Here is a 19,150-nt window from a genome sequence, read left to right as displayed (position 1 = left end):
GATGAGGCAGTCATGAGCCTGCGCCACGAGGTCACCGAGGCGAAGCGGATCGTCGTCAAGATCGGTTCCTCCTCGCTCACCACGGCGGCCGGCGGCATCGACCCGGGCCGCGTGCGCGACCTCGTCGACGTGCTCGCGAAGTTGCGCGCCGGCGGCAGCGAGGTGGTGCTGGTCTCCTCGGGCGCGATCGCTGCCGGACTGGCGCCGCTCGGGCTGCGGCGCCGGCCCCGCTCCCTCCCCGCCCAGCAGGCCGCCGCCTCCGTCGGGCAGGGGCTGCTCGTGCACCGCTACAACGAGGAGCTCGCCCGGCACGGCGTGGTCGCCGGCCAGGTGCTGCTCACCGTCGACGACGTCACCCGCCGCTCGCACTACCGCAACGCCTACCAGACCTTCGCCAAGCTGCTCGAGCTCGGCGTGCTGCCGATCGTCAACGAGAACGACACCGTCGCGACCAGCGAGATCCGGTTCGGCGACAACGACCGGCTGGCGGCCCTCGTCGCACACCTGGTGCACGCCGACCTGCTGGTGCTGCTCTCCGACGTCGAGGGCCTGTACGACGCCGACCCGGCCGCGCCGGGCAGCTCGATGCTGCCCGACGTCGTCTCGGTCCACGACCTCGCCGACGTACGCATCGGCAAGGCCGGCGCCGCCGGCCTCGGCACCGGTGGCATGCACACCAAGATCGACGCCGCCCGGATCGCGACCGGTGCCGGGATCCCCGTCGTGCTCACCTCCGCCGAGCGCGCGCCGGCCGCGCTGCTCGGGGAGCCGGTCGGAACGCTGTTCCACGCCACCGGCCGACGGCGGCCGACCCGGTTGCTGTGGCTGGCCCACGCGACCGAGCCGAAGGGGACGCTGCTGCTGGACGCGGGCGCGGTCCGCGCCGTCGTCGAGCGCCGGGCCTCGCTGCTGGCCGCCGGGATCACCGGGGTCGAGGGGACCTTCCACGCGGGCGACCCGGTGGACATCGCCGCGCCGGACGGCACCCCGGTCGCGCGCGGCCTGGTCAACTTCGACGCCGAGGAGCTCCCGAACCTCCTCGGCCGCTCCTCCCACGAGCTCAAGCGCGAGCTCGGGGCGGGCTACGAGCGCGAGGTCGTCCACCGCGACGACCTGGTCCTGCTGTAGACGGGGGTGGCGGTTTCCCCGGTTCACCGGGGAAGTTGGAACTTCTGGCCCGAAATTTTGGCCCAACAGTTCCGGTTTCCCCGGTTCACCGGGGAAACCGACCCGGGCCAGCTACCGCCGCCCCAGCCCCCGGGCTGCCCTACCACGCGGGGGAGCCGCGCAGCGACGGGCACGGGACCATGGTCTTCAGCTCGACCGAGCTCGGCCGCCCCGAGCGCACCGCCACCTGGTACGACGGCTGCGTGGTCCGGGCGGGCGACCTGGTGGTGGTCCCGACGCACCCGCAGGCGCCGACCGAGCCGGACCTGTGGCGCTCCGACCACGCGGCGCTGCTGGACGCCGTACGCCGGCACGACCCCGACCTGGTGCTCGGCGACCTCAACGCCACCGACGACCATGCGCCGATGCGGGCGCTCACCGACACGGGCCTGCGGGACGCAGTCGAGCTCGCGAACGGGGGCTGCCAGCGCACCTGGCCGGCCGGCGGCCGCTGGCAGGTCATCGGGCTCGCGGCGCCACCGCTCACCCGGATCGACCACGTGCTCGTCGGCTCGCGGCTCGCGGTGGTCTCGGTCCGCACCGCCGACCTGCCCAGCAGCGACCACCGGGCGGTCGTCGCGGTCCTCGCCCGCACGTGACGCTCCGGCCCCGGCGCACGTCCGAGGGGGCCGGTCCGTTGGTGGCCGAGTCCGGCGGCGCCGTACGCTGGTCGGTGCGATGACTGCAGCTGCCCCGAGCCGGACCGTCTACCTCGACCACGCCGCGACCACCCCGATGGTCCCCGCGGCGGTGGAGGCGATGACCGCGCACCTGCGCGAGGTCGGCAATCCGAGTTCGCTGCACGCGTCCGGCCGCCGAGCTCGCCGGGTCGTCGAGGAGTCGCGGGAGACGATCGCGCAGGCGCTGAACTGTCGGCCGGGAGAGGTCGTGTTCACCTCCGGCGGCACCGAGGCCGACAACCTGGCGGTCAAGGGGATCTTCTGGTCCCGCCGCGACGAGGACGCCCGCCGCACCCGTGTGCTGACCACCGCGGTCGAGCACCACGCGGTGCTCGACGCCGTGCACTGGCTGGGCCACGCCGAGGGCGCCGAGGTCGAGCTGCTGCCGGTCGACGACCGGGCCCGGCTCGACGTCGACGCACTGCGCTCCGCCATCGAGCGTGACCCCGCGTCGGTCGCCGTCGTCTCGGTGATGTGGGCCAACAACGAGGTCGGCACCCTCCAGCCGATCCACGACGTCGTGGCGCTCGCGGCCGAGCACGGCATCCCGGTGCACACCGACGCCGTGCAGGCCGTCGGGCACGTGCCGGTCGACTTCGCCGCATCGGGCATCGACGCACTGACCCTCACCGGCCACAAGCTCGGCGGGCCGTACGGCGTGGGCGCGCTCGTGGTGCGCCGGGAGGTGCCGGTGCGGCCGCTGGTCCACGGCGGCGGCCAGGAGCGCGACATCCGCAGTGGCACCCTCGACACCCCGGCGATCGCCGGGTTCGCCGCCGCCGTCGAGCTGGCCGTCAAGCACCAGGCCGACCACGCGACGCACATCGGCGCGCTGCGTGACGAGCTGGTCCGCCGGGTGATCGAGGTGGTGCCCGACGCGCACCTGCACGGCGCGGCGCTGGACCTCGGGGGGACCGAGCGGCTCCCGGGCAACGCCCACCTCGGCTTCCCCGGCTGCGAGGGCGACTCGCTGCTGATGCTGCTCGACGCGCGCGGCATCGAGTGCTCCACGGGATCGGCCTGCTCCGCCGGCGTGCCCCAGCCCTCCCACGTGCTCCTCGCGATGGGCTGCGACGCCGACCAGGCCCGCCACTCGCTGCGCTTCTCGCTCGGTCACACGACCACCGCGGCCGACGTCGACGCCGTCGCCGAGGCGATCGGGCCGGTCGTCGAGCGGGCCCGGGCCGCCCGGAGGTGATCGCGGGATGAGGGTCCTCGCCGCCATGTCCGGCGGCGTCGACTCCGCGGTGGCCGCTGCGCGCGCGGCCGAGGCGGGGCACGACGTCACCGGCATCCACCTCGCGCTCTCGCGCAACCCGCAGTCCTACCGCTCGGGCGCGCGCGGCTGCTGCACGATCGAGGACAGCAACGACGCCAGGCGCGCCGCCGACGTGATCGGCATCCCGTTCTATGTCTGGGACCTGTCCGACCGGTTCCACGAGGACGTGGTCGAGGACTTCATGGCCGAGTACGCCGCCGGCCGCACGCCCAACCCGTGCCTGCGCTGCAACGAGAAGATCAAGTTCGCCGCCGTCCTGGACCGCGCGCTCGGGCTGGGCTTCGACGCCGTCGCGACCGGCCACTACGCCCGCCTGGTGGCGGGCGCCGACGGTCTCGTCGAGATGCACCGGGCCGTCGACCACGGCAAGGACCAGTCCTACGTGCTGGGCGTGCTCGACCAGGGCCAGCTGCGCCACTCGCTCTTCCCGCTCGGCGGGTCCACCAAGGACGAGGTCCGCCGCGAGGCGGCCGAGCGGGGGCTGCTGGTCGCCGACAAGCCGGACAGCCACGACATCTGCTTCATCGCCGACGGCGACAACGCCGGCTGGCTGCGCGAGAAGCTCGGCGACCGTGCGCCCCACCACGAGGGCACGATCGTCGACGACGACACCGGCGAGGTGCTCGGTCGCCACGAGGGCAGCTACGGCTTCACGATCGGCCAGCGCAAGGGCCTGCGGATCGGCCGGCCGGCCCCGGACGGCCGGCCGCGCTTCGTGCTGGACATCGAGCCGGTCTCGGGCACCGTCACCGTGGGCCCGCACGAGCGGCTCGCCGTCCACCGGCTGCGCGGCATCCGCCCCCGCTGGTGCGGCACCGTCCCCGACCGGCTGAGCGGCACGGTGCAGCTGCGCGCGCACGGCGAGGAGCACCGGGCCGTCCTGGTCCGCGACGGCGACGAGGTGGACATCGAGCTGCTGGAGCCGGCGTACGGCATCGCGCCGGGCCAGGCCGCGGTCCTGTACGACGGGAGCCGCGTCGTCGGCTCGGCCACGATCTCCGCCACCGACCGCGTGGCCGCGCGATGACGCTCGCAACGGGTGTCGGCTCCTACCCGGGCGTCGACCAGGCGGCGTACGACGAGGCGGTCCGCACGGTGCTCGGCGAGCTGGGGGAGGGCGGCACCGGCCTTCCGCACCTGCCGGAGGTCCCCGGTCGCGGTGCAACCGCCACCCTCACCGGACGCGGCCTCGCGGTCGTCGCGGAGTTGACGGCCGATCTCCAACCGGCCGGGTGGCGGCTCACCGGCACCCACGGCGGATCCGGCGTCGACCACCGCCGGGCCCGCAGCCTGCTCGCCCAGGACCTGGACACACTGGAGGAGGAGGCGGCCGGGCTGGCCGGCGCCTTCAAGATCCAGGTCGCCGGCCCGTGGACCCTGGCCGCCACCGTCGAGAAGCCCCGCGGTGACAAGATCGTCAGCGACGCCGGCGCCCGTCGCGAGCTGGCTCAGGCGCTCGCCGAGGGGCTCGGCGACCACGTCCGCGACGTCCGCCGGCGGCTGCCGGACGTGCAGCGCCTGGTCGTGCAGGTCGACGAGCCGGCGATCGCCGCCGTCCTCGCCGGGAAGGTCCCGACCGCGTCCGGCTTCGGCCGGCACCGTAGCGTCCATCCCCCCGAGGCCGCCGAGGCGCTCGAATGGGTGCTCGGCGCCGTGTCGGCCGCCGGCGCCGAACCGTGGGTGCACACCTGCGCGCCGGACGCCCCGGTCCGGCTGCTCACCGGAGCCGGTGCCCGGGGACTCTCGGTCGACCTCGCCGTGGCGACGGCCGCCGACCACGACGCCGTCGCCGAGGCGCTCGAGGCCGGCGGCACGGTCGCGCTCGGCGTCGTGCCCGCGTCGGACCCGCCGACCGCGCCCACCGACGCGGGGGTCACCGAGTCGGTGCTCCGCTGGCTCGACATGGTCGGCCTCGACCCCGCCGAGGTGGCCGACCGGCTGGTCGTCACCGCCGGCTGCGGCTTCGCCGGTGCGACCCCGACGTGGGTACGCCGGGCGCTGGGGCTGCTGCGCACCAGCGCGGCCAGCCTGTCCGGCTGAGCCGGCCGCATCAGGCGGCTGCTGTGCGGGTACCGACCGGCCATGGGCGACCTGACAGGTAGGACCGTGGCCATCATCGCGACCGACCACTTCGAGGAGGCCGAGCTCGTCCAGCCACGCGACGCGCTGCGCGACGCGGGGGCGACGGTGCTCGTCTACTCGACCGGCACCGACCCGATCCAGGGAGTCGAGGGTGACACCACCCCGACGCAGAAGGTGGAGGTGGACGGCACCCTCGACGACCTCGACGTCGGGTCCGTCCAGGCCCTGGTCGTGCCCGGCGGCACCGTCAACGCCGACCGGATCCGCACCGAGCCGCGCGCCCAGGACATCGCGCGCCAGGCGATGGAGGACGGCAAGCCGCTGGCCGTCATCTGCCACGGGCCCTGGCTCCTCGTCTCGGCCGGACTGGCCCGCGGGCGGCGGCTGACCAGCTACCCCAGCCTCGCCGACGACGTCCGCAACGCCGGCGGCACCTGGACCGACGAGGAGGTCGTCGTCGACGGCAACCTGATCACCAGCCGCAGCCCCGAGGACCTGCCCGCCTTCATCAAGGCCCTGGAGGACGCGCTCTCCTGACCCGTAACGCGCCGGTGCCCCACCCCCGGCGTGCGGGGATGGGGCACCGGCTTTCGCCACTCCTTGGGAGAGGGGACGTCAGCCCACGTGCACGGGGGCCTCGGGTCCGTCGGTGGCGAGCTCCTGGTGCTTGACGTTGAGGAACACCCACGTCACGAGCGAGGCCAGCAGCATCAGGCCCGCGCCCAGCAGGAACGCATCGGTCGCGCCCTCGGTGAAGATCTCGATGCCGGCGACCTTCTGGAGGATCCCCGCCTGGGTCGGGTCGAGCTGGGCGGCCGCCTGCGCGAGCTGCGGGAACAGCTCGGCCGAGCGGTCGTCCATGGTCTGCGTGGCGATCGTGCCGAGCAGCGAGAGGCCGAGCGCGCCGCCCACCTGCTGCATGGTGTTCAGCACGCCGGACCCGATCCCGGCGTCCTCGACCCGCAGGTGGTGCACCGCGGTCAGCGTCAGCGGCACGAACACCAGGCCCATGCCGAACGACATCATCAAGATGAACGGCAAGATGTCGGTGGCGTAGCTGCCCTGCACGGCGGTCACCGGGAACGAGGTGTCGTACGGCAGCCGGGAGAACCCGAACAGCGCGCCGGCCGACAGCAGGGTGCCGATCCCGGCCAGGAAGCGGGGGTCCACCCGGTTGATCATGTTCGACGAGATGCCGGCCGCGGCCATCAGGCCGAAGACGAACGGCAGGAACGCCACGCCGGCCTTGATCGGGCTGTAGCCCATCACGGTCTGGATGTACTGGCTGAGGTAGAAGAACATCGCGAACATCGCTGCCGGGGCGAAGAACATCGCGACGAAGCTGGCCGCCCGGGTGCGGTTGGTGAACACGCGCACCGGCAGCAGTGGGTGCTCCACCCGGCGCTCCAGGGTCAAGAAGACCGCGATCAGCGCGACGCCGACCACCAGGCTGGCGACGGTCCAGGTGTCGCCCCAGCCGTCCGTCCCCGCGCGGCTGATGCCGTAGACGAGGCCGAGCACGCCGAGCGTGCCGGTGACCGCACCGGGCAGGTCGAGCTCGCCGGGGTGCGTCTCGGACTCCGGCAGGAAGCGGGTCGCCAGGAGTGCCGTGGCCACGCCGATCGGGGTGTTGATCAGCAGCGTCAGCCGCCAGCCCTCCACGTCCATGCCGAGGACGCTGTCCATCCCCGTCAGCCAGCCGCCGAGCAGCAGGCCGACGGCCGCGCCGACGCCGGACATGGCGGCGTACACGCCGAAGGCGCGGTTGCGCGCGGGCCCGGCGGGGAACGTCGTGGCGATCAGCGCGAGGGCCGCCGGGGAGGCGAGCGCCGCGCCGAGGCCCTGCAGGCCACGGGCGGCCAGCAGCAGCGGCTCGTTGGTGGCGAGCCCGCCGAGCAGGGACGCGATCCCGAAGACGATCAGGCCGAGCATGAAGACCCGGCGCCGGCCGTAGAGGTCGCCGAGGCGGCCGCCCAGCAGCAGCAGGCTGCCGAAGGCGAGGGCGTAGCCGGTCACGACCCAGCGCAGGTTCGCGTCGGAGATGCCCAGGTCACCTTGGATGTAGGGGAGGGCGATGTTCACGATGGTGCCGTCGAGCACCACCATCAGCTGCGCCACCGAGATGAGCACGAGGGCCCATCCCAGGTGGCGGGTCGTTCCGGGCGGCGCGGTGGTCTCCGCGCCGGCGGTGCTGGTGACTTCGGTCATCAGTCTTCCTGTTCCTTGTGGGAGTCCTTGTGGGACGGGGAGGGGGACGGGTCCGTCGTGGCCGGGACCGCACAACAGGTGGCGGCCGGCAGGATGATCTGGTCGATCACCCGGGTGATCAGGTCCTCGTCGGGCTGTTCGCCCATCACGAAGACGCGGTGCAGGACGATGCCGGCCAGGGCCGGCTCGAGCAGGGAGAGGTCGGCCTCGGCGCAGACCTCGCCGCGCTCGCGAGCGCGCCTCCAGATCTCCTGGGAGACCGCGATCTTGGGGCCGACCACCTCGCGGCGGAAGGCCTCGGCGAAGTCGGCGTCGCGGGCGATGGCGGTGAGCACGCTCGCGAACGTCGCCACGCTCTGCGGGTCCACGAGGCCGCCCATCCCGCAGAAGACTCCCTGCAGGTCGCCGCGCAGGGTCCCGGTGTCGGGGAGCTCGGCCGGTCCCTTGGCGGAGTGCAGCGCCTCGATCACCAGGCTGACCTTGTTGTTCCAGCGCCGGTACAGCGTGGCCTTGGACGCCTTGGCCCGGGCGGCGACGGCGTCCATCGTGAGCCGGTCGTAGCCGACGTCGGCGAGCACCTCCAACGTCGCGTCGAGGATCTCCTGCTCACGGTCGCCCTCGACCCGGGGGCGCTCGATCGGGGTCATCGCTGTCCTTCGCCTGCCGTTCACCTGGATGAAACGAAACGGTTTCGTTCCATCGAACAGCGTAGGTCGGCGCGGCATTCCCTCCAACTCGACTTCTTCCGCGATCGCTTCCGCAGGCGGGGCGGTGGTCTGGACCGGAGCGGGCGCGGGCCGGGTGCGAGCACGGCCTGAGCAGGTGTCGGTCGGCCCCGGCACAATGTCCTGCGTGACCGACCCGCGCGAGGAGCACCGCCTGATCGCCGAGGAGATCGAGGAGGCCCGGTGGCGCTACTACGTCCTGGACAGCCCGACCATCGACGACGCCGACTTCGACCGGCGGATGCGGCGCCTGGAGGCGCTCGAGGAGGAGTTCCCCGAGCTGCGCACCCCCGACTCGCCGACCCAGACGGTCGGCGGGGCGGTGTCGACCGACTTCACCTCCCACCCCCACCTGCGCCGGATGGAGAGCCTGGACAACGCCTTCTCGGTCGAGGAGGTCGAGGCGTGGTACGCCCGCCTGCGCCGGGACGGCGTCGAGGACCCGGCGCTGCTGTGTGAGCTCAAGGTCGACGGCCTGGCGATCAACCTGCTCTACGAGGAGGGCCGCCTGGTGCGGGCGCTGACCCGCGGTGACGGCACCACCGGTGAGGACGTCACCTCGAACGTCAAGACGATCACCTCGGTCCCGCACCGCCTCACCGGCACCGACGAGTTCCCGGTGCCCGCGCTGGTCGAGGTGCGCGGCGAGGTGTTCTTGCCCGTCGAGGCGTTCGAACGGCTCAACGAGTCGCTGCTCGAGGCCGGCAAGGCGCCGTTCGCCAACCCCCGCAACTCCGCTGCCGGCTCGCTGCGCCAGAAGGACCCCCGGATCACGGCGTCCCGGGCGCTGGGGATGGTCTGCCACGGCATCGGCGAGCGCCGCGGCTTCGAGCCCCAGGCCCAGTCCCACGCCTACGACGCACTGGCCGCCTGGGGGCTGCCCACCAGCGACCAGGTGCGGGTGGTGTCGACCCTGAAGGGCGTCGAGGGCTACATCGAGAACGCCGGCGCCAGGCGGCACACGATCGTGCCGTACGAGATCGACGGCGTCGTCGTGAAGGTCGACGACGTGGCGCTCCAGCGCCGCCTCGGCTCGACCAGCCGGGCCCCGCGCTGGGCGATCGCGTTCAAGTACCCGCCCGAGGAGGTCAACGCCAAGCTCCTCGAGATCCGGGTGAACGTCGGGCGCACGGGCCGGGTCACGCCGTACGCCGTGATGGAGCCGACCAAGGTCGCCGGCTCGACCGTGGAGAACGCGACGCTGCACAACTTCTACGAGGTCGAGCGCAAGGACGTCCGGCCCGGCGGCCCCGGTGACCCCGGTGACACGGTGATCCTGCGCAAGGCCGGGGACGTGATCCCCGAGATCCTCGGCCCGGTCCTGGCGCTGCGGCCCGAGGGGCTGCAGCCGTGGGTGCCGCCGACGACCTGCCCGTCCTGCGGCACGCCCCTGGTGGAGCAGAAGGAGGGCGACAAGGACCGGCGCTGCCCCAACCACGAGAAGTGCCCGGGCCAGCTGCGTGAGCGGGTCTTCTTCGTCGCCAGCCGCAACGCGTTCGACATCGAGGGGCTCGGCTACGAGGCCGCGGTCGCGCTGCTCGACGCCGAGGTGATCGCCAACGAGGGCGACGTGTTCGACCTGGACGCGGCCGCGCTGCTCCGCGCGCCGCTGTTCACCCGGGCGCCGAAGAAGGACGAGGACGGACCCCAGCTGAGTGCGAACGGCCAGCGGCTGCTCGACAACCTCGACAAGGCGAAGCAGGTGCCGCTGTGGCGGGTACTGGTCGCGCTGTCGATCCGGCACGTCGGGCCGAAGGCCGGGCGGGCGCTGGCGACGGAGTTCGGCTCCATGGCGGCGATCCGGGCCGCGACGGAGGAGCAGCTGGCCGCGGCCGAGGGCGTCGGCCCGACCATCGCCGAGGCCGTGATCGAGTGGTTCAAGGAGCCGTGGCACGTCGAGATCGTCGACAAGTGGGAGCGCGCCGGCGTCACCATGGCGGACGAGCGCGACGAGTCCACGCCGCGGACGTTGGCGGGGCTGACCGTCGTGGTCACCGGCTCCCTGGTCGACTTCAGCCGTGACTCGGCCAAGGAGGCGATCCTCTCGCGCGGTGGCAAGGCCGCGGGCTCGGTGTCGAAGAAGACCGACTACGTCGTGGTGGGGGAGAACGCCGGGTCCAAGGCCGACAAGGCCGAGCAGCTCGGCGTCCCCGTCCTCGACGAGGCCGGCTTCAAGACGCTGCTGGACGGCGGACCCGCGGCCCTGTGACGCCGCCTGTGACAGATGGCCCTGGGCTCGGGACGTACGCCTCTCGTGACCTAGGTCTCATCGGCCCATGCTCGGTGCCATCGGAGTCATCCGTCTCGCACCCGGGAGGTCGTCATGGTGGTGATCGCGTTCATGGTGGTCGGAGGGATCCTGGTGGCGACCATCGCCACCTTCGCCCTCCTCCGCGGCTTCGGCCAGGAGGTCAGCCGCACCGAGGCCGAGCTGCACGAGCCCGGCTCCCACAGCGAGCTCTTCCCAGTCCCGCCGGGCCGCGACCCGGCCGTCCTGATGGGCGTCCTGCGGAGCGCCGGGTTCGTCGCCGTCGAGGAGACGCCCGAGCGGCTGCTGGTCGCCTGCCCGCGTCCGGGCGACGCCGAGCGGGCCCGACACCTGCTCGACCACACCTACCAGACCTAAGCCTGCTCCGCGGCTACGCGCAGGCGGCGCCCGGACCGGCCTCGGTGACCCAGGGCGGGAGCGGACGCGGGTCGGGGGCGGGCCTGCCCTGGGCGTCGTACGTCCAAGCCGGTCCCTGCGCGACCAGCCGGGCGATCCCGATGACCAGGCGGTCGACGTCCTCGGTGGTGGAGCCCAGCCCCAGGCTCGCCCGGACCGCGGTGCGGCCGCCGTTGAGGCGCTCCAGCAGCGGGTGGGCGCAGAAGCGTCCGTCCCGCACGCCGACCCCGTGCTCGGCGGACAGGTACTGCGCGACCAGCTCGGCGTCGTAGCCGGCGACGGTGAACGTGACGACGCCGATCGCCTCGACCTGGCCGCGCCACAGGTGCAGGGTGGGCACCTCGAGGAACTCGAGTGCGTTGAGCAGTCGGTCGCGCAGCCCTTCCTCGTGGATCCGGAGCTCGCTGTCGGGGAGGGCGGCGATCGCCTCACAGGCCGCCGCCAGCGCGACGGCGCCGACGACGTTGGGGGTGCCGGCCTCGTGCCGGGCCGGAGCGTCGGCCCAGGAGGTGTGCTCGAGCGAGACGCTGCGCACCGCCCCGCCGCCGGCGAGGTACGGCGGCGCCGCGTCCAGCCAGTCGCGGCGGCCGACGAGCACGCCGGCGCCGTACGGCGCGTACAGCTTGTGCCCCGAGAACGCGAGGTAGTCGACGCCCAGCCGCTCCAGGTGCACCCGGTGGTGGGGGACCAGCTGGGCGCCGTCGACGGCGATCCGCGCGCCGGCGCGGTGCGCGATCCCGACCAGGTCCGCGAGCGGCAGGATCTCGCCGGTCACGTTCGACGCGCCGGTCACGGCGAGCAGTGCGGCGGGCGCCCGGTGGAGCTCGGCCTCGACCGCAGCGAGGGTGGCGGCGACCGTCTCTCGCGCGGTGACCGCACGGGCGCGCCGGCCCAGGCCCTGCCAGGGCAGCAGGTTGGCGTGGTGCTCGACGTCGAGGTGCACGACATCGCCGGGGACGGCGGTGGCGAGCAGGTTGAGCGCGTCGGTGGTGTTCCGGACGACCTGCACGACGTCGTCGCCCCGCGCGCCCACGAACGCACCGATGGTGCGGCGTGCGGTCTCGTAGGCCGCGGTGCTCACGGCCGAGGCGTAGCCGGCGCCGCGGTGCACGCTGGAGTAGAACGGCAGGAACTCCGCGACCCGGTCCGCCACGGACTGGAGCGCGGGGGCGCTGGCGGCGATGTCCAGGTTCGCGTAGCGGACCGGGCCGCCGGTCACCAGCGGCACCTGCTGGTCCGCACCGACCAGGCGGGCCAGTGGGCGGGTCCGAGCGGCCCGGGCCTGGGCCGAGGTGCGAGTGTTCGTGGGCATGTGGGCACATCCGTCGGGTCAGGGACCCGGGTCGCCGAGTCCGCGCTTGCCGGCTGCGGTCGCAGTCGGCCGTGTCCTCACCCGGGGCACCCCGCCGCGGAGGAGGGTTGCCGACTGGCCAGCCGGGGCTTCGCGCCAGTACTCGTGACGGACGGGACGCTAGCAGCCAGCGGCGGGCCCGCAGACCTTCTCTCCTAGGATGGACACCATGCCTGAGATCACTCGTGACGAGGTCGCGCACCTGGCGAACCTCGCCCGGATCGACCTGTCCGACGCCGAGCTCGACCAGCTCGCACCGCAGCTGAGCGTCATCCTCGAGTCGGTCGCCTCGATCAGCGGCGTCGCCGGCGCCGAGGTCCCGCCGACCTCGCACGCGCTGCCGCTGACCAACGTCTTCCGCGAGGACGTCGTGGTGCCCGGACTGACCCCGGAGCAGGCGCTGTCGGGCGCCCCCGAGGTCGAGCAGCAGCGCTTCTCGGTGCCGCGGATCCTGGGCGAGGAGGCCTGATGTCGATCATCCGCCGCACCGCCGCCGAGATCGCCGACGCGCTCGCCGCGGGCGAGACCACCTCGGCCGAGGTCACCCGGACGCACCTGGACCGCATCGCCGCCGTCGACGGCGCGGTGCACGCGTTCCTCCACGTCGACGCCGAGGGGGCGCTCGCGCAGGCGGCCGAGTCCGACGCCCGCCGCGCGGCCGGCACCCCGCTCTCCCCGCTGGACGGCGTGCCGATCGCCGTCAAGGACGTGCTGGCCACCGAGGGCCTGCCCACGACCTGCGGCTCGAAGATCCTCGAGGGCTGGATCCCGCCGTACGACGCCACCGCGGTCGCGAGGCTGCGCGCCGCCGGCCTGCCGATCCTCGGCAAGACCAACATGGACGAGTTCGCGATGGGCTCCTCGACCGAGCACTCCGCGTACGGCCCCACGCACAACCCGTGGGACCTGGACCGGATCCCCGGCGGCTCCGGCGGAGGCTCGGCGGCGGCGGTTGCCGCGTTCGAGGCGCCGCTGGCGCTCGGCACCGACACCGGCGGCTCGATCCGCCAGCCCGGCGCCGTGACCGGCACGGTCGGCGTCAAGCCGACCTACGGCGGGGTGTCGCGCTACGGCCTGGTCGCGCTCGCGAACTCGCTGGACCAGGTCGGCCCGGTGACCCGGACCGTGCTCGACTCCGCGCTGCTGCACGAGGTCATCGGCGGCCACGACCCGCGAGACTCCACCAGCATCGACCAGCCGCTGCCGTCCCTGGTCGAAGCCGCCCGGCTCGGCGCCACCGGCGACCTCTCGGGGCTGCGGGTCGGCGTGATCACCGAGCTCGCCGGCGACGGGTGGCAGCCGGGCGTGATGGCCCGCTTCCAGGAGTCGGTGGACCTGCTGGTCAAGGCCGGCGCCGAGGTCGTCGAGGTCTCGTGCCCGACGTTCGTGCACGCCCTGGCGACCTACTACCTGATCCTGCCGGCCGAGGCGTCGAGCAACCTCGCGAAGTTCGACGCGATGCGCTACGGCCTGCGGGTCTGGCCCGAGGGCCGTCCCGACGCGAGCGCCGAGGAGGTGATGCGCGCGACCCGCGACGCCGGCTTCGGCCCGGAGGTCAAGCGCCGGATCATCCTCGGCACCTACGCCCTCTCCAGCGGCTACTACGACGCCTACTACGGCCAGGCGCAGAAGGTGCGCACGCTGATCTCGCGCGACTTCGACGCCGCGTTCGCGAAGGCCGACGTGCTGGTCTCGCCGACCGCCCCGACGACGGCGTTCAAGCTCGGGGAGAAGCTCGACGACCCGCTCGCGATGTACCTCAACGACCTCGCGACGATCCCGGCCAACCTCGCCGGCGTGCCCGGCATCTCGGTCCCCAGCGGCCTTGCCGATGAGGACGGCCTGCCCGCGGGCTTCCAGATCCTGGCGCCCGCGCTCGCCGACGACCGCTGCTACCGCGTCGGCGCCGCCCTCGAGGCGCTGCTCCACGACCAGTGGGGTGGACCCCTGCTCGACAAGGCCCCCGCTCTGGAAGGAGCACGCCCGTGACCGAGACCCTCGTCGCCTTCGACGACGTCCTGGCCTCCTACGACCCGGCGATGGGCCTGGAGGTCCACGTCGAGCTGAACACCGCCTCGAAGATGTTCTGCGGCTGCCCGACCGAGTTCGGCGCCGAGCCCAACACCCAGGTCTGCCCGACCTGCCTGGGCCTGCCCGGGGCGATGCCGGTCGTCAACGGCAAGGCGGTCGAGTCGGCGATCCGGATCGGGCTGGCGCTGAACTGCGAGATCGCCGAGTGGTGCCGGTTCGCGCGGAAGAACTACTTCTACCCGGACATGCCGAAGAACTTCCAGACCTCGCAGTACGACGAGCCGATCTGCTTCGAGGGCTACATGGACGTCGATGTGGACGGCGAGACGTTCCGGGTCGAGATCGAGCGGGCGCACATGGAGGAGGACACCGGCAAGTCGCTGCACGTCGGTGGCGCGACCGGCCGCATCCACGGCGCCGACCACTCGCTGGTCGACTACAACCGGGCCGGCATCCCGCTCATCGAGATCGTCACCAAGCCGATCGTCGGCGCCGGCGCGAAGGCGCCGGAGGTCGCCCGCGCGTACGTCGCGCAGCTGCGCGACCTGATCATCGCGCTCGGGGTCTCCGACGCGCGGATGGACCAGGGGTCGATCCGCGCCGACGTGAACCTGTCGCTCTCACCCAAGGACTCGGGGACGCTCGGGACCCGCACCGAGACCAAGAACGTCAACTCGCTGCGCTCGGTCGAGCGCGCGGTCCGCTACGAGATGTCCCGCCACGCCGGCGTCCTGGACGCCGGGCGGCCGATCCTCCAGGAGACCCGGCACTGGCACGAGGACACCGGCGTCACCACGAGCGGCCGGGAGAAGTCCGACGCGGAGGACTACCGCTACTTCCCCGAGCCCGACCTGGTGCCGGTCGCTCCGACCCGCGCCTGGGTGGAGGAGTTGCGCGGCACGCTGCCCGAGAACCCGACCCAGAAGCGCGCCCGGCTGCAGGCGGAGTGGGGCTTCTCCGACCTCGAGATGCGCGACACCGTCGGTGCGGGTGCGCTGCTGATCGTCGAGGAGACGATCGCGGCGGGCGCCTCGCCCCAGGCCGCCCGCAAGTGGTGGCTGGGCGAGATGGCCCGCCGCGCCAACGAGGCCGGTGTCGAGGTCGGCGAGCTCGGGGTCACCCCGGTCGACGTCGCGCGGGTCCAGGTGCTGGTCGACGAGGGGAAGCTCAACGACAAGCTGGCGCGCCAGGTCTTCGACGGGCTGCTCGCCGGCGAGGGCAGCCCCGACGAGATCGTGGCGGCCCGCGGCCTGGCGATCGTCTCCGACGAGGGCGCCCTGTCCGCGGCGGTGGACAGCGCGATCGCTGCGAACCCGGACGTCGCGGACAAGATCCGCGACGGCAAGGTCGCCGCCGCCGGTGCCCTGATCGGCGCGGTGATGAAGGAGATGCGCGGCCAGGCCGATGCCGCCCGGGTCCGCGAGCTGATCCTGGAGAAGCTCGCCTAGCCGGGTCGAGTCGGCGCGTCTTGCTCGCTCAGGAGGGTCGAGTCGGCGTGTCTTGCTCGCTCAGGAGGGTCGAGTCGGCGCGTCTTGCTCGCTTCGCCCGCCGCGGGTGTGGAGAAGGTGGGCATGTTGCGCCGACTCGGGCTCTCCTGCTGAATGTGTGGGTGGGTTGAGCGTGCCGTAGACGGGCGCACGCCGCTCTCTGCCTAGGTTTTGGAGCTGTCTAGGAACCAGAACCGGCGTCAAGGAGAGCGGCGTGCGTGATGTCAGCCTATGGCGGTGCCTGCTCGGGCTCGAAGACACCGTGATCGAGGGTGTCGAGCTCGATCGCGATGAACGGGTGCTCGTGGTCGCTGTTCGGCCGATGGCGCGTCGCCGGGGCCGGTGTGGGCGGTGTCGCGCGCCGGCGGCCGGGTACGACGCTGGGCGCGGTCGGCGGCGGTGGCGTGCCCTGGATAGCGCCACTGTGCGGGTCTACCTGGAAGCCGACTCGCCACGGGTGCGGTGCCGCGCGCATGGCGTGGTCGTCGCGCACGTGCCCTGGGCTCGCCATCGAGCCCGGGCGACGCACGCGTTCGAGGATCAGGTCGCCTGGCTGGTCACCAAGACCTCGCTGTCCACGGTGGCTGAGCTGATGCGGGTGTCGTGGCGCACCGTGAGCGGGATCTTGACCCGGGTCTGGAACCAGATCGCCGCCCGGGTCGACTTGCTCGACGGGTTGACCCGGATCGGGATCGACGAGGTGTCCTGGCGCCGTCATCAGCGTTACCTGCTCGCGGTCGTCAATCACGACACCGGTCGTTTGGTGTGGGTCGGCAAGGGCAACACCACCGCGACCGTCCAGTCGTTCTTCGATGCCCTTGGGCCGCACCGGTGCGCACAGATCACCCACATCAGCGCCGACGCCGCGCCCTACATCGCCAAGTCGACGGCTAAGAACTGCCCGCAGGCGGTCCGGGTCGCCGATCCCTTCCACGTGGTGAAGTGGGCCAACGACGCCCTCGGCGAGGTCCGGCTCGAGGTCTGGCGCGAGACCCGTCGGATCGCCCGGGCCAACTCCCGCGGCCGCGGCCGCGCACCCGCCGACGTCCAGGAGGAGTTCCCCGCCTACCAGCGGCTGCGGATCTTGACCCGTTCGCGGTACGCGCTGTGGAAGAACCCCGAGAACCTCACCACCCACCAGCAGGCCCGACTGGACTGGATCGCCAAGACCGACCCCCGACTGTGGCGGGCCTACCAACTCAAGGAAGGCCTCCGCGCCGTCCTGCGACTGCCGGCCGCCGAAGCCCGCATCGCGATCGACGCCTGGTGCCGCTCGGCACGGCGATGTCGTATCGCCCAGTTTGTCGACCTCGCCCGCATGGTCGCCGAGCAACGCGGCCCGATCCTGGCCGCGATCGAGCACGGCCTCTCCAACGCGATCAGCGAATCGGTCAACACCCGCATCCGACTCCGCAACCGGATCGCGTTCGGCATCAAGGACCCCGACGCCCTGATCAGCCTCCTGATGCTCACCCTCAGCGGCCACACACCCGCACTACCGGGCCGAACATGACCCACACAAACGACAGGAGAGCCCGACTCGGCGTATCGATCGGGCGCGGAACCCGCTCCGTGGACTCGAGATGAGGGTGGGGCGGTGGGGGATATGCTGCGCTCGCACAACTCCACACATTCATCACGCCCGCAGCGGGGGAAGCCGGTCCGAGTCCGGCGCTGACCCGCAACCGTAGGCCTCCCGACCAGCCAGGGTCGGGGGCGAGCCGGAGCACCCGATGCGACGCGTCCTGATCACACGCTGTCGAGGAAAGCAGCGGGTGGCCTCCGGGACCTACCCCGATCGCCTCCCGCTGCCGCAGCGGGAAGGAACACCATGCAGCACCTCCTGCGTCGGACGGCTGCCGCCTTGGCGGTCCCGGCACTCTCTCTCACCGCGCTGACGGCGATCTCGTCGCCGGCGCACGCCGCCATCGACGCCGGCCCGGCGAGCGACGCCGGCACCTGGCTGGTCGGCAAGCTCCAGGCCACCGGCTGGATCGCCCACAACCAGCAGTACGACTTCGACGACTACGGCCTCACGATCGACGCCGGCCTGGCGCTTGACAGCGTGGGCGCACCGGCCTCGGTCGTCGACAGCATCAGCGACGCGATCGCCGGCCACATCGACGCCTACGTCGCGCCCGGCTACGGAACGAACCTCTCGGCCGGAGGGACCGCGAAGGCGCTGGTCCTCGCCCAGGCCGCGGGCGACGACCCCGGGTCGTACGGCGGGCGCGACCTCGTCACCGACCTCGAGGGTCGGGTGTCGGCCGCCGGCGCGAACACCGGCCGGATCCAGGACGACTGGGACCCGAGCGTCCAGTACGCCGCCGACTACGCGAACGTGCTCGGCCAGGCGTTCGCCGCCCAGGGCCTGGACGCCGCGGCCAGCACGAAGACCGACGCGGTCACCGACTTCCTGCTCGCCCAGCAGTGCTCGGCGGGCTACTTCCGTCAGGACTTCGCCGACGTCGGTGCCGCCGACCAGACGTGCGACGGCGGCAGCGGGAAGCCGAGCGTCGATGCCACGGCGCTCGCGATCCAGGCGCTCCAGGGCCAGCTCGACGACACCGACGTGGCCGCGCACGTCGCCGATGCCGTCGCGTGGCTCGTGGCGCACCAGAAGGCCAACGGCGGCTTCGGCTCGAGCGCCGACATCGCGACGGTCAACGCCAACAGCACGGGCGGGGCGGCGAGCGCGCTGCTGGTCTCCGGCGAGACCGCCGCCGCCGTCAAGGCCGCGGCCTGGCTGCGTGCGCACCAGGTGACGAACGTCGCCAACTGCGTGTACTACGACGCCGCCGACGCCGGCGCGGTCCTGTACGACAACGCGGCTCGCAAGGCCGCCCAGGGCGGCCCGATGGATGCGGCGCTCGGTGACCAGTCACTACGCGCGACCACCCAGGCGCTGACCGGCCTGGCCGCCGCCCAGACCGGTCCGGGCGCGCCCAACGTCCTCTACGCGCCCGGCTACGTGAAGGCCGGCGGCACCACCGCGGTCGGCGTGACCGACGCGGCGCCCGGCGAGGCGCTGTGCGCGATGCTCGGCGAGCAGTCGGTCCTCGGGTGGGCGAACCCGCTCGGCGAGGGCCTGCTGAAGCTCCGGGTCCCCGCGCAGGCCGGCAGGAGCACCGTCACGGTCGCCAACTCCGGCGGCGAGATCGGCGACGCGCGGATCCACGCGCTCGGCGCGAAGACCCTGAAGGTCGCGCTGCGGAGCAAGCGGGTCGCGACCGGTGACCGGCAGGTCGTCAAGGTCCGCGGGCTCGCCCCCGGCGAGCTGGCAAGGGTCGCGATCACCTGGCCATCCGGCAAGCGCAGCGCTTCCGGCGCGGCGACGGCCGGCCAGGCCGACCGGAACGGTGTGTTCCGCGTCGCGTTCCGCGCGCCCGAGAAGCAGGTCGGGACCGCGACCGTGAAGGCCCGAGGCGAGTTCAAGGACCGCAAGGGTCAGGCCTCCTTCACCGTCACCCGCTGA

Annotated in this window: 16 protein-coding genes and 1 riboswitch; of the genes, 13 read left to right on the top strand and 3 right to left on the bottom strand. The window is 73.0% G+C overall.

Going from position 1 to position 19,150, the window contains the following annotated elements; all coding sequences use genetic code 11:
• Window positions 1-12: 12 nt before the first annotated feature.
• From proB to NOCA_RS18920, 6 genes are all read left to right on the top strand, one after another.
• On the top strand, window positions 13-1,128 hold the full coding sequence (gene proB / locus NOCA_RS18945) for a glutamate 5-kinase (protein ID WP_011756881.1): 1,116 nt from the start codon (window positions 13-15) through the stop codon (window positions 1,126-1,128).
• A gap of 35 nt (window positions 1,129-1,163) precedes the next feature.
• Window positions 1,164-1,766 (top strand): endonuclease/exonuclease/phosphatase family protein, encoded by a 603-nt coding sequence (locus tag NOCA_RS18940; RefSeq protein ID WP_011756880.1) that lies wholly within the window; start codon window positions 1,164-1,166, stop codon window positions 1,764-1,766.
• A 79-nt stretch (window positions 1,767-1,845) separates the two neighbouring features.
• Window positions 1,846-3,045 (top strand): cysteine desulfurase family protein, encoded by a 1,200-nt coding sequence (locus NOCA_RS18935; protein WP_011756879.1) that lies wholly within the window; start codon window positions 1,846-1,848, stop codon window positions 3,043-3,045.
• A gap of 7 nt (window positions 3,046-3,052) precedes the next feature.
• Window positions 3,053-4,153, top strand: a complete 1,101-nt coding sequence (gene mnmA / locus NOCA_RS18930) for a tRNA 2-thiouridine(34) synthase MnmA (protein WP_011756878.1) — start codon at window positions 3,053-3,055, stop codon at window positions 4,151-4,153.
• A complete protein-coding gene (locus NOCA_RS18925) occupies window positions 4,150-5,166 on the top strand; it encodes a methionine synthase (RefSeq protein WP_011756877.1) in 1,017 nt (338 codons plus the stop codon). The genes mnmA and NOCA_RS18925 overlap by 4 nt, the downstream gene beginning before the upstream one ends.
• Window positions 5,167-5,208: 42 nt before the next feature.
• The gene (locus NOCA_RS18920; protein ID WP_011756876.1) at window positions 5,209-5,745 is read left to right on the top strand and encodes a type 1 glutamine amidotransferase domain-containing protein; all 537 of its coding nucleotides are present in this window, start codon (window positions 5,209-5,211) and stop codon (window positions 5,743-5,745) included.
• 78 nt (window positions 5,746-5,823) lie between these two features.
• Here NOCA_RS18920 and NOCA_RS18915 read toward each other — a convergent pair whose 3' ends face one another.
• Entirely contained in the window at window positions 5,824-7,416 is a 1,593-nt protein-coding gene (locus NOCA_RS18915) for a DHA2 family efflux MFS transporter permease subunit (protein WP_011756875.1), read from the bottom strand.
• Entirely contained in the window at window positions 7,416-8,063 is a 648-nt protein-coding gene (locus tag NOCA_RS18910) for a TetR/AcrR family transcriptional regulator (protein ID WP_011756874.1), read from the bottom strand. The genes NOCA_RS18915 and NOCA_RS18910 overlap by 1 nt, the downstream gene beginning before the upstream one ends.
• 196 nt (window positions 8,064-8,259) lie before the next feature.
• Between NOCA_RS18910 and ligA the strand changes: the two genes are divergently transcribed.
• Complete coding sequence (gene ligA, locus NOCA_RS18905; protein WP_041546681.1) at window positions 8,260-10,350, top strand: NAD-dependent DNA ligase LigA; 2,091 nt, start codon at window positions 8,260-8,262, stop codon at window positions 10,348-10,350.
• 114 nt (window positions 10,351-10,464) lie between these two features.
• Window positions 10,465-10,767 carry a hypothetical protein gene (locus NOCA_RS18900; protein WP_011756872.1) on the top strand — a complete coding sequence of 101 codons (303 nt, stop codon included), beginning with the start codon at window positions 10,465-10,467 and terminating at the stop codon, window positions 10,765-10,767.
• Window positions 10,768-10,780: 13 nt separating this feature from the next.
• On the opposite strand, the gene NOCA_RS18895 is transcribed toward NOCA_RS18900, so the two are convergent.
• Window positions 10,781-12,118 carry an aminotransferase class V-fold PLP-dependent enzyme gene (locus tag NOCA_RS18895; RefSeq protein ID WP_011756871.1) on the bottom strand — a complete coding sequence of 446 codons (1,338 nt, stop codon included), beginning with the start codon at window positions 12,116-12,118 and terminating at the stop codon, window positions 10,781-10,783.
• Window positions 12,119-12,155: 37 nt separating this feature from the next.
• Window positions 12,156-12,268, bottom strand: a riboswitch (SAM riboswitch).
• A 58-nt stretch (window positions 12,269-12,326) separates the two neighbouring features.
• Between NOCA_RS18895 and gatC the strand changes: the two genes are divergently transcribed.
• The 5 genes from gatC to NOCA_RS18870 all read left to right on the top strand — a co-directional run bounded on the left by gatC (window position 12,327) and on the right by NOCA_RS18870 (window position 19,150).
• Window positions 12,327-12,626: an Asp-tRNA(Asn)/Glu-tRNA(Gln) amidotransferase subunit GatC gene (gene gatC / locus NOCA_RS18890; RefSeq protein WP_041546680.1), complete on the top strand. Its 300-nt coding sequence runs from the start codon at window positions 12,327-12,329 to the stop codon at window positions 12,624-12,626.
• A complete protein-coding gene (gene gatA, locus NOCA_RS18885; RefSeq protein WP_140403968.1) occupies window positions 12,623-14,146 on the top strand; it encodes an Asp-tRNA(Asn)/Glu-tRNA(Gln) amidotransferase subunit GatA in 1,524 nt (507 codons plus the stop codon). The genes gatC and gatA overlap by 4 nt, the downstream gene beginning before the upstream one ends.
• On the top strand, window positions 14,143-15,636 hold the full coding sequence (gatB, locus tag NOCA_RS18880; RefSeq protein WP_011756868.1) for an Asp-tRNA(Asn)/Glu-tRNA(Gln) amidotransferase subunit GatB: 1,494 nt from the start codon (window positions 14,143-14,145) through the stop codon (window positions 15,634-15,636). The genes gatA and gatB overlap by 4 nt, the downstream gene beginning before the upstream one ends.
• Window positions 15,637-15,889: 253 nt before the next feature.
• Window positions 15,890-17,188: an ISL3 family transposase gene (locus NOCA_RS18875; protein WP_011755226.1), complete on the top strand. Its 1,299-nt coding sequence runs from the start codon at window positions 15,890-15,892 to the stop codon at window positions 17,186-17,188.
• Between the two features lie 318 nt (window positions 17,189-17,506).
• Window positions 17,507-19,150, top strand: coding sequence for a hypothetical protein (locus NOCA_RS18870; protein ID WP_011756867.1), 1,644 nt, complete (start codon window positions 17,507-17,509; stop codon window positions 19,148-19,150).

This window comes from Nocardioides sp. JS614 (assembly GCF_000015265.1).
Classification (GTDB): domain Bacteria; phylum Actinomycetota; class Actinomycetes; order Propionibacteriales; family Nocardioidaceae; genus Nocardioides.
This window is presented reverse-complemented; position numbering and strand designations above follow the sequence as displayed.